Raw genomic sequence first — 16,323 nt, 5'->3', positions numbered from 1 at the left:
TCGCATGCGTCTCTCCGGTTGTCGGCGTATCGCATGCGCCTCTCCACTTTGTGTGGACGGATGCGATCCGTCCTTACTAGCTACTGCTACTCCAGCTTCAGCTTTGCTTTGAGCTGCTCGTCCCACTTTTTAGGATTGTCATTGATATACTTAGTTACATTATCATAGTGTCTTTGAGACTTTATGATCGCATCATTATAGTTGCGTACCCATATGGTTTTTGCATTTTTTAGAACTTTGTGGATCTCTGCAAGTTGATTGTCTGGTGGATCCGATTTTTCATTTATCTTATCCAGGACTTGTCGCGTCACTGCACCTTTATATCCTCTAACAATTGCGCCTAGAGATCCAGGTTTATTGATATGTTTGCCAGCAACGGCTCCTGCTCTACGTTCGAACTCTTCAGCTGTGTATTCTTTTTGTACTGGCTGTTGATCTATATGTATAACAAAGTGAACATGATCTGGCATGATCATAAATGCTCCTAAGGAAACATTATCTCTGAGTTTTAAAGTATGTGCCAATTCGTTTGCTGCTATTTTCCCAAACGCGTTCAGCTTCATTTTACCATCTACTATATTACCGAACAGGTGCAACCTTCCTCGAGTGACTATAGTCACAAAGTATCTACCGACTTGAGTGTAGTCGTATCCTTTGAGCCGTATAGATTTACGATTGTGTTGCTTCATATCTGTTACTCTATGGCGGATGCGATCCGCCGCCCTTGCGACGCATCGCATGCGTGTTGTTTACGCATTGCATGCGTCTTTACAGTACTGGGCGGATCGCATCCGCCCTTACTGGATCTAGATGTTGCCGAGTTTTTTGTTGCTCAATCCCATTCCCTTAGCCATATTCATCAAGTTGCTCAACATGTTTTGCTCGTCGCCATCCTTAGATTTACCTTGTAGATTGCTCAAAAGATTTGCGATGGTGAGGTTCTTGATGTCCTCAGAACTGATATTGTACTTGTCTGCAAAGTCCTTTACTTTATCAAGTAAATTTCCTTTTACGTCATCACTTCCTAAAATAGCATCTTTTACTTCGCTTACGGTCTCAGAATGATTTACGAGTCTGTCATAACCTTTAGCCTTAGTGATCTGACCGATGATTTGTTCAAAGAACATAGTCTCTCCACCTACAATGTCAATCTTGGCAGCTTTCAATGCATCTCCTATCACTTGTGCTTGCGCGTCTGCGATATCTTTTTGGATGTTGATTTGTGCAAGATCTACTTGAAGTTCTTTGTCTAGACGTAGCTTGAATTCTTCGTGGTCTTTACCTACACCATCAAGTTTCTTCATAGCGTTTGCTTTCTCCTCAATTCCAGCAGCGTCTGCAAGGGCTTTTTCTTTGATAACCTCTGCCTCAGCAAGTCCATCTTGACGTTTTGCTTCAGCTTTTGCAGTGATTCCGCTTGCTTCAGCCTCAGCCTTTTTCTGGATGATAAGTGCATCTACAATTCCCTGACGCTCGCTAGCCTCAGCCTTAGCATGCATTACTTGTGCTTCAGAAAGTCCTACCGTTGCTTCTTCCTTAGCAGTTGCCTCAGCAAGGATCTTACGAGCATCGGCTTGTTTCATACTGGCTTCTTTATGAGCAAGTGCCTCGATGTTAATTTCTTCAGCTTGTTGAATTGCGGCTTGTTTAGAAGCCTCGGCAGCAATCGTGATACGTATCAAGTCGTCTTGTGCTTTGGCCTCAGCATTTGTGATGGCTACTTGCTTAGAACGGTCAGCAGTTTTGAAAGCTTCAATATCTTTCATATTTTCTTGCTCTTCAACAACTCCTTTTTCAAGAATCACACGATCTCTTATCACGTCTTGAATGTTCTTTTTCTCAACTTCAACTACTTTTTCTTTCTCGATTTGAGCTAGTGTTACCACGCGCTCTTTTTCGGTCATTTCCAGTAATCGGTCTTTTTCTACACGTTCTGTCTCAACAGCGTCTGTACGTTGCTTGTTTTTCTCTGCTACGATGATTTGACGTTGCATGTTTTCTTCGGCAACCTTTACTTTTTCTGTGGTAGCAATACGTGCCGTTTCTGACTTGAGTCGTTCTTCTTCGGCTACTTTAAGAATCTCTGCATCTTCACGCGATCTTATGTTTGCAATCTCACGTTTTTGTTGTTCTTCTTTTTCTGCTAGTTGCTTGTCCAGTTCTAGAATGGCTTCACGAGCCTCAACATCTTGCTTGCGGATGGTCTTTTCTTCATCACGTGTAATCAAGTTGGACTTGATGTTTTGTGCGGCAGTCAATTCAGTAATCTTCTTGATACCTTCTGCATCCAGAATATTATCTGCTTTTAAGTGAGAAACACTTGTTTGTTCAAGGAAGTCAATCGCACAATCTTCTAAAGTATAACCGTTTAAGTCTGTACCGATAATGTCCACAATCTCATCACGGAACTCGCGACGTGCCTCATAAAGATCGATGAATTCAAACTTCTTACCTACGGTTTTTAATGCCTCAGAGAATTTTGCTTCAAATAGATCTTCTAGTGTTTCCTTACGAGAAGCACGAGCGACACCTATGGTTTGCGCTACTTTTTTGATGTATTCTACCTCATTATTCACACGAACGAAAAACGCGACTTTTATATCGGCTCTCATGTTGTCTTTACAAATAAGACCTTCTACGCCCATACGCTCAATCTGGATTTTCTTCACTGAAATATCCATAGTCTCCACACGGTGGAAAACTGGTACGACATAAAGTCCTTTATCTGTCGCGACTTTAGTACCTCCAAAACCGGTACGCACGAGTGCCTGGCCTTGATGTACTTTTTTGTAAAACATCGCGATGATAGCGAAGTAAACAATTACAAGGAATAGAAAGATACCTACTCCTGTTACAATGATTCCTAATGTTCCGTCCATAGTTGTTGTTTGGTTTATTGTTTTTGGTTTATTGTTTTTCTATATAATCAATGGCGCAATCTTCTAAAATAAAGCCATATAAATCTGTTCCTATAATGTCTATAACATTATCGCGGAACGCACTGCGAGAGTCTAATAGTTCTTTAAACTCATATTTTCTTGCCACTGTCTTAAGAGCTTCTATAAATTTTGATGAAAATAGTTCTTTCAAATGTTCTGAATTTGAAGCATTTGTAGCTCCTATAGTTTCACTTACTCGTTTAATTTGTTCTAATTCATATTTGATGCGCATCATAAATGAAGCTTTAATATCAATTCTCAGATCGTCTCTTGTTATCAAGTTATTATCATCTAAAAGTTTTACTCTTATACTTTTTGAAGACAAGTCCAAAATCTCATAAGTATGAAATGATGGAATTATATAAATACCTTTTGAAGTAGCTACTTTAGTTCCTCCAAGACCATTGCGTACGATAGCTTTTGCCGTTCGTACTTTCTTGTAGAACATTTTAATAATCAAGAAATACATACAAACCTGAAATATCAAAATGGCTAATCCGGTAATGATAATGGGTAAAATTCCTTCCACAGTTTACAGTTGATAGTTAATTTTCCTTATTAGGCCTTACTCACTAAAAAATAATTTTTGTCATCTGATTGTTTGATGATGAGCACGCTTTCGCGAAAGCGTAACTCTGATCCATCTAGTGATTTTACATAAATGCTCATCACGTTACCGTCTGCCATGACCTCTGCATTTCCTAATTTATCTCCAGAAATGGAAGATAAAAGTAAGGCTTTACGACCTAAAAAGTCCACAGCTTTATCGCCATCTTTATTCAAATGTTTGAAAAATGATTTAAATGGTGTCGTCATTATTTTAGTCAGTATTAATGCTGGAATGATTGCTGCGAGAACGATCACAAATCCAAAACTGTTTTCATAACTACCCGTGATAGAAGTAGTTAATATGGAGATCAACCACCATAGAAATACCCAAAATGTAAATGTGAACATAAATGGTAATCCCACAAAGTTGAAGTAAATCAAAAAGATTTGCCACCATTTGAGTTTGCGAGTGCGTTTGTTCACGACGTGCTCGCGGTCAACCTCAGCATTTGCAACGTCTTGGAAATCCATATTTCCACCTTCAATTCCTGTGTCCAGATCAACGTCTGCATCTACATCTACGTCTATGTCCACATCGATATCTAAATCAAAATCGATTCCGGTTAGCATCGTGGCACACCAGTAAAGGATGAGTATGATCAACAGCACGGTTAGCGTGATGTTCACTTCAGAGAATAGTATGTTGAAATAGTTTTCCAAGAAGGTTAGTATTTAATGGTTAGTGGTTCCTAAGGGCAGACTTAAGTCTGCCCTTAGGAAAGGTAAATGGTTTATGCCTCATCTTTTTTAATCCCTAGTTGCTCTTTCAACTTAGCCAGGTCATCATCTAGTTTAGCTTCGGTCGTATCTGCAGCTGCGTTGATTTCATCATCTACAGATTTTGTAGTTTTTGCGAGATCTCCATAAGCTTCAGCAAGTGCTTCGTCTTGAGCGACTTTTTCTTTCATGCGCTCGAGCATGCTCACGGTTCCTGCGCTGTCTAGTTCTGCCATTTGTTTGTTGACATTTTTAGTAGCGTCGCTCACTTTTACACGAGCTTTGAGTGTTTTTAACTCGTTTTCCCAGTTTGTGATGTTTCCTTTGATAGTTTCAATGGTATCTTTTAACTGTGAAACGTTTTTGTCAAACTTCTCCGTGTCTGCAGCTGCACGATTTGCGTGTTGTTGAGCTTCTTCTTTTTTAGCAAGTGCTTCTTTTGCAAGTCTGTCAGCATCGGCCACTTCCATATCTCCAGCGTGAGCTTTTTTAAGGATCAACATCGCTTTTGATTCATAGTCTTTGGCAGTTGCCTCGTACTCATCGCGTTCATTTTTAGAACGTATAGCGAGTGCTTTTACTTGAGCCATTGCTTCTACACTTTTATTAAGATCTGTTTTCATATCACGTATTCCTTGCTCAGTCATAGTGATAGGATCTTCTAGGTTATCTACAGCTTTATTTGCTTGTGCTTCACCGATTTTAAATATTCTTTTAAATATGTTCATGATTTTAGGTTTATTGGCGGATGCGATCTGCCGTTACGTTGCGGCGGATTGAATCCGCCTATGTTAGTATTTTGAAAATTTGATAATTTGGTCTGAGTATTCACTCATCAATAGACTTAGCGAGTTGAGAGTTCCTTCAAGCTCGTTAAGGTCTATGTTTTCTATTTGAAGTGTGTCTCTAAAGATGACCTTAGAACCACTTTCATCTAGTACAAAAGCTCCGTGAATGATGTCACGGTTTTTTTGCAAGAGGCTTTTAAAAACCTCTTCGTTCTTATTATTGATTTTAAAAATGTACTGCTCCATAATTAAAATGGGCGGTGCTATTCCTAAAATCATATTTTTTACTCCAGCGCTTTCTTTTTCAATCACCATAATACCGTCTGCGGTATTTTCTCTAATGATATCAAAATCAAGTTCTAGTAAGTAATCTTTTATGGTGTTGAAGTAATTATTCATAGGTTTTAATTGGTAGGTTTAATATTACGAAAAAGGAACTTCTTATCCCACTAAAATGTGCACTGCGGCATCTGCGATGTAAATCATTATTAGTATCATCATTTAAGTTTTTAAGGTTATGGTTTAAAATCTAATTTGTCTGTCCGTTCGACCAGACAATCATATAGATTTATTTGTTTTTAACATCCTAAACTTTTAAATAACGGCCTATCATTTAAAATGCTCAAAATTTGAGTAAGTCTATGATATAATTGGTTAGGATTATAAAGTATTACTCAAAATATTAGCTTAATAGAATCTATTTTGCTAATATTGTTAGTGTAAATATACACAATTATTTTTAATTGCAAATAAAATTAGCAAATAAATGTCATTTTTCGGTAAAAACATAAAAAAGATTCGTGGGATTAAGAGTTTGAGTCAGCAGGCATTTGCAGACCTATTTGACTTAAAGAGAGGTACTTTAGGAGCTTATGAAGAGGAAAGAAGTGAACCTAAAATTGAAACGATAATTAAAATTGCTAATTATTTTAGCATATCAATAGATGATATCCTTACAGCCGAGTTAACCGTGAATCAACTTTTAAAATTTAATGACAAGCTTACTTTAACTCCTGAAGAGCTGGAACGAGAGCAATTTGCACGAGTGCCATGCATTACAGAAAAACTTGCAGACGATTACCTAGAGTATTACAATAACCCATCATTTGTAGAAGATTTACCTAAATTATCCTTACCTATTAATATAGATAAAGATTTTAGAGCTTACACGGTCACTAACCTTGAAATGACTTCACATGATAAAGGATTATATCCTAATGATGTCGTTGTAGGAGAAAAGGTGCCTCATAAAGTGGTGAAGAAACTCAATAATGGAACTATAGTTCTTGCCGTGACAGAGAGCAAAATGATACTGCGCAGGTTATATGTCACCGCAGATGGATTAGTCCTGAGAGCAGATCATAAGAATATAGAGGACCAAACCATTCATCTTAACGATCTTAAAGAATTATGGCGTGTGCGTTATGTATTCTTCCGTCGCATTCCAGATTTCTCAGATAGTATGGAAGATAAAATGGCATTTCTCGAGGCGCAAATGAAGGAGTTGAGGAATATGAGGTAGTTATTGATTCTTTAAGCTTTCATAAACTTCTTCTCTTGCTTTTTCAATATTCTTCAAAGACAATGGAATTCTAAAAACAATAGAAACGTAATCCTGATTGGTAAAATCAGTATTGTTTTTTATGCAGTCGTTTACTTTATTTGTAATGAATTGATCTAATTTTTTATGTATAACTGGCGTTATTCTTTTCTCACCATTATAATTATTCTCTGGTAGAAGTAGAAAATAAACGAGACTGAAATCTTCATTTTCTTTAAAGTTAATTTCGAATTCATACTTGTATTCCTCGTAATTCTTTTTAAAATAAATGGTCACTTCAATAAGAGAATCTCTATTAAGTATGTGCGGACTTATTATCTCAATATGTTCAGCTACAAAGTCATAGGTTTCTAATTGGATTTGTTGAATACTACAATCTTTGATTTGACTAAAAGTCAGATTTGAAAAAATCAGTAAAGTAATTAGAAGAGTTTTTCTCATATAACAAGGTGGACAAATATCATTCCTTAATCCACTTCAACCTTTTACTCGCACCATTTTTAGAAACGGTAACCATATATAAACCTGATGAAATATTAGGTTGGATCAACTGGGAATTATTTAATGTTGATGTGAAAACTTTTTTTCCTGAAAGTGTATAAATGGCAACTTGAGTATCACTAGCTAGTAAACCACTGAAACTTAAAAAAGCAGAAGGATTTTGAACAAGAGCAACATCACTTAACGCTATCGCATCGATCCCTAATGTAGTCACAGTTTCACAATCAGAACGCTGAGTACAACCTAGCGAAGTGATATCAACGGCATAATCGCCTACCATAGTAGGTGTAAACGTCATTCCTGTTGCTCCAGTAATAGGCATGTTTGTAGAGCAATCAATCCATTGATAGGTAACTCCAGATTGCGCTGCGGTTAAGACACCAGCGTTTTGAGAAACATCAGTATCGATAAAACGAGTCACTGGAGCTCCTGGAGTCCAGTTAGAGGTTCCACCGCTAAGACTGAATCCATTCAAGGTTCCATCATTACCACTAACTAATTCAGGAAGTGAGTTTATACCGCTGTTTGAAGCGCTCGGCATTCCTTCATTGAACTGAAAATAAGCACCTAAACCAGTGCTTGAAGGGCAAATTTCGCTGCCGCCACCTACGTTTAGATCGTTAGGAGTAAGTGCTCTGTTCCAGAATCTTACTTCATCTATGGAGCCTGTAAAATTGTTCACACCATCCACTCGGCGACCTATGGTAAAAGGAGTTGTATTTCCTATATTAACACTTACAGTAGGTGTGCCAGTCGTATCTAAATTTCCATCTACATATAAAGCAACCGTTCCAGCGCTGTTTGCAGGATCATAAACTACAGCGACGTGATGCCAGTTTCCATCATTTACTGCCACAGTGCCGCTTACACCATTTCCACCTACTTCTAGACGTATGGCGCCGCCCCATAAAACATTAAAGGTAAAACGACCACCAGTGGTAAAACTCCCAAAATCTGCAATGATCTGTTGTCTTCCTCCAGCATTAGGAACTGAATTTGCAGTGGTTTTTATCCACGCTTCTATGGAACGAGCTACATTTCCCGATGGCGGACTATACGTAGTCGACACATAATCGTTAGTACCATCCATGGTTAGACCATTTTGAGTTTGAGCGGAGAGCGATATAGTGGATAGCAGTAAAATGCTGGAAAGTAAAAGTGTTTTCATAATAGTTGGGTTAAGTTTTTAGTAGTTAGAAAGTTAGTAAAAATTATTTGAAATTTTAATTACGCTTTCGCGAAAGCATAACTACAAGTATCTTTACCACAAATACACAACTATGCGTGCCTTTATAATATTATGCTCGATTCTATTTTTAATGACATCATGTGAAGATGCTTATGAAGAAGTCGTTTTTATGGAAATCAAAAACGTGAAAATCAAAAATGCCACGACTGATAATGTAGAGTTGACTGGTGATTGTGTGTTGTATAATCCTAATCCAGTAGGACTAGATCTTACTCAAGCAAAATTTGACGTTTATGTAGATGGACGCAAAACAGCCGAAATCAATCAAGATCTCGATATAGAAATGCCAGCTAGTGGCGAGTTTATTTTACCGCTTACTGCGAGAATGTCTCCTAAGGAGTTTTATGGAGAGAAAGGTGGCGGATTGTTAAATGCCACTTTACAAATTCTAGTGAATCAGAAAGTGGCTATCAAATATGAAGGTAGTATAAGAGCTGGAAAAGGAATGATGAATTTTCAAGTACCAGTGCTGGACAGTCTTGAGGTTCCTGTAAAAATCTTTAACTAGCGTTTTTCAGGATAATTCACTTCACAAACACATCTAAATATATTAGACTCGTTCTCAGAACTTTCAGAGGTGATTTCGACAACACTTGAGTTTTTGAAGACTTGGTAATCATTACTACTTAAATAACTTTTTGCACTTGTAGGAGCAATTTGTGAAGGTGATGTTAGGATTACATTGATTCTATTCTTTTCCTCAAAATGAGCTGTAGCCATAGTAAGTTCTTCTTCAGTCGCAAGTCTGTAGGTGTAAATAGGTGTAGTTACATCACTCCATCTCTTATCATTCTTTTGAGTAATGAATAGCATATCTGTGCGCCACTTGCAATAGGTTGCTGCTTGTTCTTTTGAGATTCCTACTACAGGATTGTGCATAGTTGCAACCTCAAATAAAGACGAATTATTTTCTTTAAAAGCCTTATCTACATCTAATGATTTTAGGGCCGTAGGCAGCATTTTTGTAAATAATGGTTGATTCATTTTACCATTATTACTAGAACCTAATATTTCCTGAATGCTGTTACTGCGTATTTCTTTTGAACGTTCATCGTTCCAGTAGGATTGAATGCTTTGTAAAAATTCCTGATACATAGATTCATCAACAGGTCTTTTATCGATAGATAGTTGATCAGAAATTTTAATGGTTCCTGGAGCTTTTTTAGCCAGTTTTTTAGGCAAGTTGTTGACGCTTAGGTCTTGGCTTAATCCTAGAAAAGGAATTAAAAGCAGGAGTAGTAGTGTGTTTTTCATAGTTAGTTTTTTAGAGACTCCTCAAATTGGGCTATATTGAGAGCATCTTTAACGTCATAGTCGCCTATTTTATTGCGTCTTAATGCGCTTAAATGGCCACCATTATCTAGCGCTTGACCAAAGTCGTGCGCAAGTGATCTTATATAAGTTCCTTTCCCACAAGTGATTTTAAAATCCACTTTAGGGATTCTAAAATTGCTCAGCTCAAATTCTTGAACATTTACCTGGCGTTCTTTAATCTCTGTCGTTTGACCAGCACGTGCTATTTCATATAGTCGTTTTCCGTCTTTTTTAAGCGCCGAGTAAATAGGTGGTTTTTGCATGATGTCACCAGTGAATTGCTCGGTTGTTTTGATGAGTAATTCTGGTGTCAATTCACTAGTTGAAAATCTCTGGTCAATCTCGGTCTCGAGATCATAGCTAGGTGTGGTTGCTCCTAATGTGATTGTTCCTGTATATACTTTTTCTTGTGCCTGATAAAGATCAATGTTCTTAGTCTCTTTTCCTGTACATATAATTAACAGACCGCTGGCAAGTGGATCAAGAGTTCCTGCATGACCTACTTTAATTTTTTTGAGCCTGAATTCTTGCTTGATCAACCATCTTATTTTATTCACCACTTGAAAAGAGGTCCAGCCAAGTGGTTTATCGATGAGTAATACTTTACCTAGTAAATAAGGATTTGTAATAGGTGGCAAATTAGGATCCATAGTACTGCTTATCCATTAAAAACTCCTGCTGCAATAGCAATCAATCCTACCGCAAAACAATAATAAGAGAAGTAATGCAACTTTGCCTTGCGCACAAGCGAGATCATCCAAGTGCAAGCGAGTAATCCTGTTACAAACGCAGCGATAAAACCTATGAGAAGTGGCATGCTTGCACTGCTTTCCATGGAGATATCTCCACTCATAATATCCTTAGCTATTTTTCCAAAAATTAATGGAACAACCATTAAGAAAGAAAAACGTGCCGCTTTTGTACGATCATTACCTAATAGAACACTCGTTGAAATAGTTGCTCCACTGCGAGATATTCCAGGTAACATCGCAATCGCTTGAGAGATTCCTATGAGTACAGCATCTTTCCAACTTATGTTTTTACCAGTGTTTTTAGCACGACCTGCAAGAAACAGTAGTAATCCTGTAACTATAAGCATACAACCTACAAGAACTATATTTCCATTGAATAAAGATTCTAACTGCTCTTCAAAAAATAATCCTACAATCACAGCAGGAAACATAGAGGCAACAATTTTACCTGCAAAAATGAGGTCCTCATTATTACCCGTAAATATTCCAGCGATGATATTAAAAATATCTTTTCTGAAAACAATGATGGTACTTAGCGCTGTAGCAAAATGTAGCACGACTGTAAATAGTAAACTTTCTTCAGGAACAGAATTATCGCCTAGTACAGCTTTTCCTAATTCCAAATGACCACTTGAAGAAACTGGTAAAAACTCAGTAAGACCTTGAATCACTCCTAAGATGAGCGCATCGAGCCACTCCATTATTTATCTGGATTTAAAAGAATCGCATACATTTCAATCCCGAAACCTATAAGAACTAGAGTAGGAGCAAGACGTATCCTGCGCCATGAGAAAATAGATTCGTTAAAAACAGTAGGATCATCACTTCCACCACCAGCCATCAAGGCAAAACCTGCAACGATCACGACAAGTCCTATAATCATCCACATGTAGTTCTTTTTCTTAAAGATAAATTCAAAACGTGGTTTGACATTTTCTTCTACAACTGGCTGCGCCTCAGTATGCGGAACGTTTTTCTGTGGTGCTTTTATTTTTCCTTGTTTCATCTTTAATATTTTAATTTTTTTTCTCGCTCCGCTTAACTGTATTGTTATGATAAACAGATTTTTAAACTTAAACTTAAACTTAAATTTCAAATTCATTTTCAACCTTTATCAAAACCTCACCCTTTAGGGCTGGGGAAAAGGTTTGGCCTTAATAATACAACTCATCAGTTCTTAAATTCAAATACCTCGTCGTTGCAAAAAACGTACTCAATAAGCTTATCAATACTCCAAAAACCAGGACTCCTATAAATAGAATCGCCAGCATTTGGTAATTTTTCAATATTTCTAACTCTGGAATCAATCCATTCATCCAGTAAACCACTCCAGCTAGGGCAATTAATGCGAGAACAGCGCCTATCAATCCTAGTTTAACACTCGTCCATATAAAAGGCTTGCGTATAAAACCTTTGGTCGCACCTACCATTTGCATAGTTTTTATAGTGAAACGTTTTGCATAAACTGACAGTCGTATGGAGCTGTTAATGAGCAAGAAAGATATTAAAACAAATATTCCTGCAACTACTAGCATCCAGAAGGTGATGCGTTTCACGTTTTCATTTAATAAAGAAACCAGTGGTTTGTCATACTGTACTTCTTGCACATAATCTTTGGCTGTTAAATCCTGCGCGATTTGTTCGATCTCACCATCAGTAACAAAGTTGGCATTTAATCGCACATCTATAGAATTAGGCAGTGGATTAAACCCATCCAGATTTGCAATAAAATCTTCACCTAGATCATCCACAAGCTTTTTTGCGCCTTCCTCAGCAGGCACGTAGATGGCACTTTTAGTATACTCTGCCATTTGTAAAGTTTTTTCTAGCTGGCGCATTTCTACTTCTTTGGCACTTTCTTTAAAGTAAATCGACATAGGAACTTGCTCACGGAAATGATCTGCGATTTGCTGACTGTTCAATAAGAAAAAGCCCATGATTCCTAGTAAAAACAATACTAGAAACACACTGATCACCACCCAAAAATAGGAGCTGAACAATCGTCTTTTTTGATATCTCTCGTGTGATGCCATAGAGTGAAATACGTAATTTATCGTATCACAAAAATAATAAAGTAAATGAGCTACTGACGATTACAACGCTATAAGTTTCGGCATTGTTGTAAACACCCTATTTTTGCGCTTTCTTAAGATACTATAATGACGCATTACGACCACAAATCTATTGAAGCAAAATGGCAGCAACATTGGGCCGAGAATAAAACCTTTAAAGCGGTAAATAATTCTACTAAGCCTAAGTTCTACGCACTCGATATGTTCCCTTACCCTAGTGGTGCTGGGCTACACGTAGGGCATCCGCTGGGTTATATTGCGAGTGATATTGTGTCTCGATATAAGCGCCACGCAGGTTTTAACGTCTTGCATCCTATGGGTTATGACAGTTTTGGGTTGCCTGCAGAGCAGTATGCGATTCAAACCGGTCAGCATCCTGCAGCGACTACGTTAACTAATATAGAAGGTGGAACAGATAAGTCTGGAAATAAGATTGCAGGTTACCGCAACCAGATGGATCGCATCGGTTTTAGCTTTGATTGGGATCGTGAGGTAAGAACTTCTTCACCAGATTATTATAAATATACTCAGGAGATTTTTATCATGCTTTTTGATAGCTGGTATGATAAAGAGGCAGATCGTGCAAGACCTATTGAGGAATTGGTAGTACGCTTTCGCGAAAGCGGAACCAACAACATCAACGCTGCTACTGAAGATGATTTGAGAGCATTTACAGCCGCAGAGTGGAACGCATTTACAGATGAAGAACAACAAGAAATACTATTAGATTACAGATTGACCTTTCTTGCAAATACAGAAGTAAACTGGTGCCCAGCACTAGGAACGGTACTTGCAAATGATGAGATCGTCAACGGCGTAAGTGAACGTGGTGGACATCCAGTGGTGCGCAAGAAAATGCGCCAGTGGATGATGAGAATAAGTGCGTTTGCAGAGCGATTATTAAACGATCTTGACGGTTTAGACTGGTCAGAATCCATCAAAGAAATACAACGCAACTGGATCGGTAAATCGGTTGGTGCAATGGTCTCGTTTCAATTAGAAAAAGCTTCATCTCCGCTGGAGAGGACTGAGGAGAGGCTTAAAATAGATGTCTTTACCACCAGACCCGATACTATTTATGGAGTAACTTTTATGACGCTGGCTCCAGAACATGAGTTAGTTGATCAAATTACAACGCCAGCACAAAAAGATGCCGTTGAAGCTTATAAAAAAGCAACCGCAGCTCGATCAGAACGAGAACGCATGGCCGATGTGAAGACCATTTCTGGAGTGTTTACAGGAGCTTATGCGACGCATCCTTTAAGTGGTGAGCCTGTGCCAGTTTGGATAGGCGATTATGTACTTGCTGGATATGGAACTGGAGCCGTAATGGCAGTACCTTGTGGAGATGAGCGCGATCATACATTTGCAAATTTTTTTGCAGGTCAGGAAGGAATGCCTGCGATCAAAAATATTTTTGAAGGAATAGATATCAGTAAAGAAGCTTATGCTGCAAAAGACAAAACACCGCTTTGCAACAGTGATTTCTTAAATGGAATGAGCTACCAGAATGGTGCCATGGCAGCAGCGATTGAAAAACTAGAAGAAGTAAACGCAGGAAAAGGAAAGACCAATTACCGCTTGCGTGATGCGGTGTTTTCGCGACAGCGTTATTGGGGTGAACCTTTCCCAGTATATTATAAGGACGGATTGCCACAAATGATAGATCGCAAGCACTTGCCTATCGAGTTGCCAGAAGTGGACGAATATTTACCTACAGAAGATGGCGCGCCACCATTAGGTCGTGCAAAAAAATGGCATTGGGATGCGGTGAATAATTGTGTGGTAGCCAACCCATCCCTAGCCCTTCCCAAAGGGAAGGGAATTGCAGAAAAAACAAGTTTTTCTGATTTGCGAAGCAAATCGGAGGAAGTCCTTCCCTTAGGGAAGGATTTAGGATGGGATCAACAAGAAAACCCAGGCTACTTTACTGCTAAGCCTGAGATAGCTTCTACTTTATTAGAGCGTGCACAAGAAATGCGCAAAAATCCAACGGATGCAGAGGCAATTCTTTGGAAAGAATTGAAAGGAAAAAAACTAGGATTTAAGTTTAGGCAACAGCATCCTATTGATGAATTTATACCTGATTTCGTTTGCTTAACGCGAAAGCTAATTGTTGAGTTAGATGGGAAATATCACGAATTTCAGATCGATCAAGATCATCAGAGAACCTTAAAACTAGAGCAAAAATTAGGTTATAAAGTTATTAGATTTACCAATGATGAGGTTCTAACAAACCTTAACGAGGTTCTTTTAAAAATTTCAGAGGCTGTAAACCAAAGACCAGAATATTTTAAGAATGAAGATATGGTCCTTCCCTTAGGGAAGGATTTAGGATGGGAAAACGAAAGTGAAAGTTCTACAGGGAAGGATTTAGGTCGAGATAATAATGTTTACCCTTTAGAACTAAACACGATGCCAGGTTGGGCAGGAAGCTCATGGTACATGTTTAGATACATGGATGCTAACAATGAAAACGAGATGTTTTCAAAAGAAGCTCAAGAATACTGGCAAAATGTAGATCTATATATAGGAGGAAGCGAACACGCAACTGGTCACTTGTTGTACAGCAGATTTTGGGTGAAGTTGTTACACGATTTAGGAAAGGTTACCGTAAACGAGCCGTTCCAAAAGATGATCAATCAAGGAATGATTTTGGGTGAAAGTGCTTTTGTAAAAGAATTGGAAATTGAAGTGGATGGAAAGATGGAGAAACGATTTATTTCTCAAGGTGTAAAAGCAAAAGATTTAAATATAAAGTCTGGAAGAAAATTACATGCCGATGTTGCTCTAGTCAATCATTCTAATGAACTCGACATAGAAGCGTTTAAAGCTTGGCGACCAGAATATGCAAATACAGAATTTATTACTGCTGATGACGGAACTTTTAAAGTTTCTCGTGAAGTAGAAAAAATGTCCAAGTCTAAGTACAACGTAGTAAGTCCCGATGATATTTGTGACCAGTATGGTGCAGATACTTTGCGATTGTATGAAATGTTTTTAGGACCATTAGAACAAGCTAAGCCATGGAATACGGCAGGAATTACTGGAGTTTATGGTTTTATGAAAAAACTATGGAAACTGTATCATAACGATAATGGATTCTCAGTAAGCGATGAAAAAGCGTCACCAGACAGCATGAAGACTTTGCACAAGACTATTAAGAAAGTGCAAGATGATATAGAGAACTTCTCTTTTAATACCAGCGTGAGTAGTTTTATGATTGCGGTTAATGAGTTGACTGCTCAAAAATGCAACAGTCGTGAAGTGCTAGAACCACTTGCGATATTAGTGTCACCATATGCACCACATATCGCAGAGGAATTATGGTCACTATTAGGTCATACCGATTCTATAAGTGAAGCACCTTTTCCTGTGTTTGAAGAGAAGCATCTCATAGAAAGCAGCAAAACCTATCCTATTTCGTTCAATGGTAAAATGAAGTTCACACTTGACTTACCAGTAGACATCTCAAAAGACGAGCTAGAAAAAATGGTACTAGATAATGAGAAAGTGCAAGAACAACTAGAAGGAAAACAGATTAAGAAGTCAATTGTAGTACCAGGCAAAATCATAAACTTCGTTTTTTAAAGAGAAAAATAAGTTCCCTTCCCGTTGGGAAGGGCTAGGGATGGGATCGTTCCTGGTAAGATTGTGAATTTTGTGGTAGGATAAAAAAGTCCTTCCACTTAGGCAATGCACTGAGCTGTGTCGAAGTGGAAGTATTTAAGATGGGAATTTTTAAATCTAAAAGACAATTTCACTAATTAGACGACTATTACCTTATTTATCAACAGGCTAGGAACAATTATGTTGCTAGC

At 38.0% G+C, this 16,323-nt stretch carries 16 protein-coding genes; 3 read left to right on the top strand and 13 right to left on the bottom strand.

Annotation, left to right across the window (positions count from 1 at the left end; all coding sequences use genetic code 11):
* Positions 1-86 precede the first annotated feature (86 nt).
* The 6 genes from ACSHWW_RS04340 to ACSHWW_RS04315 all read right to left on the bottom strand — a co-directional run bounded on the left by ACSHWW_RS04340 (position 87) and on the right by ACSHWW_RS04315 (position 5,452).
* Positions 87-689: a transposase gene (locus ACSHWW_RS04340; RefSeq protein ID WP_435681188.1), complete on the bottom strand. Its 603-nt coding sequence runs from the start codon at positions 687-689 to the stop codon at positions 87-89.
* Between the two features lie 117 nt (positions 690-806).
* Positions 807-2,879 (bottom strand): flotillin family protein, encoded by a 2,073-nt coding sequence (locus ACSHWW_RS04335; protein WP_435681187.1) that lies wholly within the window; start codon positions 2,877-2,879, stop codon positions 807-809.
* A gap of 28 nt (positions 2,880-2,907) precedes the next feature.
* On the bottom strand, positions 2,908-3,468 hold the full coding sequence (locus ACSHWW_RS04330) for an SPFH domain-containing protein (protein WP_435681186.1): 561 nt from the start codon (positions 3,466-3,468) through the stop codon (positions 2,908-2,910).
* A gap of 29 nt (positions 3,469-3,497) precedes the next feature.
* Entirely contained in the window at positions 3,498-4,208 is a 711-nt protein-coding gene (locus ACSHWW_RS04325; protein WP_435681185.1) for a hypothetical protein, read from the bottom strand.
* A 71-nt stretch (positions 4,209-4,279) separates the two neighbouring features.
* Entirely contained in the window at positions 4,280-4,993 is a 714-nt protein-coding gene (locus ACSHWW_RS04320; protein WP_435681184.1) for a PspA/IM30 family protein, read from the bottom strand.
* A gap of 63 nt (positions 4,994-5,056) precedes the next feature.
* Entirely contained in the window at positions 5,057-5,452 is a 396-nt protein-coding gene (locus ACSHWW_RS04315) for a molecular chaperone Tir (protein WP_435681183.1), read from the bottom strand.
* A 367-nt stretch (positions 5,453-5,819) separates the two neighbouring features.
* Here ACSHWW_RS04315 and ACSHWW_RS04310 point away from each other — a divergent pair, with 367 nt between their 5' ends.
* Positions 5,820-6,575: a helix-turn-helix domain-containing protein gene (locus tag ACSHWW_RS04310; protein ID WP_435681182.1), complete on the top strand. Its 756-nt coding sequence runs from the start codon at positions 5,820-5,822 to the stop codon at positions 6,573-6,575.
* Here the strand turns inward: ACSHWW_RS04310 and ACSHWW_RS04305 are convergent, their stop codons facing one another.
* Positions 6,576-7,055, bottom strand: a complete 480-nt coding sequence (locus tag ACSHWW_RS04305) for a hypothetical protein (protein ID WP_435681181.1) — start codon at positions 7,053-7,055, stop codon at positions 6,576-6,578.
* 19 nt (positions 7,056-7,074) lie between these two features.
* The gene (locus ACSHWW_RS04300; protein ID WP_435681180.1) at positions 7,075-8,283 is read right to left on the bottom strand and encodes a LamG-like jellyroll fold domain-containing protein; all 1,209 of its coding nucleotides are present in this window, start codon (positions 8,281-8,283) and stop codon (positions 7,075-7,077) included.
* A 112-nt stretch (positions 8,284-8,395) separates the two neighbouring features.
* On the opposite strand from ACSHWW_RS04300, the gene ACSHWW_RS04295 reads away from it, so the two are divergent.
* Positions 8,396-8,872: an LEA type 2 family protein gene (locus ACSHWW_RS04295; protein ID WP_435681179.1), complete on the top strand. Its 477-nt coding sequence runs from the start codon at positions 8,396-8,398 to the stop codon at positions 8,870-8,872.
* Here ACSHWW_RS04295 and ACSHWW_RS04290 read toward each other — a convergent pair.
* From ACSHWW_RS04290 to ACSHWW_RS04270, 5 genes are all read right to left on the bottom strand, one after another.
* Complete coding sequence (locus ACSHWW_RS04290; RefSeq protein WP_435681178.1) at positions 8,869-9,618, bottom strand: SUMF1/EgtB/PvdO family nonheme iron enzyme; 750 nt, start codon at positions 9,616-9,618, stop codon at positions 8,869-8,871. The genes ACSHWW_RS04295 and ACSHWW_RS04290 overlap by 4 nt on opposite strands.
* A gap of 2 nt (positions 9,619-9,620) precedes the next feature.
* Positions 9,621-10,328 (bottom strand): tRNA pseudouridine(55) synthase TruB, encoded by a 708-nt coding sequence (truB, locus tag ACSHWW_RS04285; RefSeq protein WP_435681177.1) that lies wholly within the window; start codon positions 10,326-10,328, stop codon positions 9,621-9,623.
* 8 nt (positions 10,329-10,336) lie between these two features.
* The gene (locus ACSHWW_RS04280) at positions 10,337-11,131 is read right to left on the bottom strand and encodes an undecaprenyl-diphosphate phosphatase (protein WP_435681176.1); all 795 of its coding nucleotides are present in this window, start codon (positions 11,129-11,131) and stop codon (positions 10,337-10,339) included.
* Positions 11,131-11,436: a DUF3098 domain-containing protein gene (locus ACSHWW_RS04275; RefSeq protein WP_435681175.1), complete on the bottom strand. Its 306-nt coding sequence runs from the start codon at positions 11,434-11,436 to the stop codon at positions 11,131-11,133. The genes ACSHWW_RS04280 and ACSHWW_RS04275 overlap by 1 nt, the downstream gene beginning before the upstream one ends.
* A 148-nt stretch (positions 11,437-11,584) precedes the next feature.
* Entirely contained in the window at positions 11,585-12,463 is an 879-nt protein-coding gene (locus tag ACSHWW_RS04270; RefSeq protein ID WP_435681174.1) for a cell division protein FtsX, read from the bottom strand.
* 126 nt (positions 12,464-12,589) lie between these two features.
* Between ACSHWW_RS04270 and ACSHWW_RS04265 the strand changes: the two genes are divergently transcribed.
* Positions 12,590-16,093, top strand: coding sequence for a leucine--tRNA ligase (locus ACSHWW_RS04265; RefSeq protein WP_435681173.1), 3,504 nt, complete (start codon positions 12,590-12,592; stop codon positions 16,091-16,093).
* Positions 16,094-16,323 lie beyond the last annotated feature (230 nt).

The organism is Nonlabens sp. (genome assembly GCF_051251825.1).
Lineage (GTDB): Bacteria > Bacteroidota > Bacteroidia > Flavobacteriales > Flavobacteriaceae > Nonlabens.
The sequence above is the reverse complement of the archived record's forward strand: the minus strand, read 5'-3'. Positions and strand labels throughout refer to the sequence as shown.

What these genes read in the sequence shown, in the direction of transcription:
- ACSHWW_RS04310 (WP_435681182.1), top strand. Translation starts at nt 5,820, where the DNA reads ATGTCATTTTTCGGTAAAAACATAAAAAAGATTCGTGGGATTAAGAGT.
- ACSHWW_RS04270 (WP_435681174.1), bottom strand. Translation starts at nt 12,463, where the DNA reads ATGGCATCACACGAGAGATATCAAAAAAGACGATTGTTCAGCTCCTAT.
- ACSHWW_RS04315 (WP_435681183.1), bottom strand. Translation starts at nt 5,452, where the DNA reads ATGAATAATTACTTCAACACCATAAAAGATTACTTACTAGAACTTGAT.
- ACSHWW_RS04320 (WP_435681184.1), bottom strand. Translation starts at nt 4,993, where the DNA reads ATGAACATATTTAAAAGAATATTTAAAATCGGTGAAGCACAAGCAAAT.
- ACSHWW_RS04335 (WP_435681187.1), bottom strand. Translation starts at nt 2,879, where the DNA reads ATGGACGGAACATTAGGAATCATTGTAACAGGAGTAGGTATCTTTCTA.
- ACSHWW_RS04340 (WP_435681188.1), bottom strand. Translation starts at nt 689, where the DNA reads ATGAAGCAACACAATCGTAAATCTATACGGCTCAAAGGATACGACTAC.
- ACSHWW_RS04275 (WP_435681175.1), bottom strand. Translation starts at nt 11,436, where the DNA reads ATGAAACAAGGAAAAATAAAAGCACCACAGAAAAACGTTCCGCATACT.
- ACSHWW_RS04300 (WP_435681180.1), bottom strand. Translation starts at nt 8,283, where the DNA reads ATGAAAACACTTTTACTTTCCAGCATTTTACTGCTATCCACTATATCG.
- ACSHWW_RS04295 (WP_435681179.1), top strand. Translation starts at nt 8,396, where the DNA reads ATGCGTGCCTTTATAATATTATGCTCGATTCTATTTTTAATGACATCA.
- truB (WP_435681177.1), bottom strand. Translation starts at nt 10,328, where the DNA reads ATGGATCCTAATTTGCCACCTATTACAAATCCTTATTTACTAGGTAAA.
- ACSHWW_RS04290 (WP_435681178.1), bottom strand. Translation starts at nt 9,618, where the DNA reads ATGAAAAACACACTACTACTCCTGCTTTTAATTCCTTTTCTAGGATTA.
- ACSHWW_RS04265 (WP_435681173.1), top strand. Translation starts at nt 12,590, where the DNA reads ATGACGCATTACGACCACAAATCTATTGAAGCAAAATGGCAGCAACAT.
- ACSHWW_RS04280 (WP_435681176.1), bottom strand. Translation starts at nt 11,131, where the DNA reads ATGGAGTGGCTCGATGCGCTCATCTTAGGAGTGATTCAAGGTCTTACT.
- ACSHWW_RS04305 (WP_435681181.1), bottom strand. Translation starts at nt 7,055, where the DNA reads ATGAGAAAAACTCTTCTAATTACTTTACTGATTTTTTCAAATCTGACT.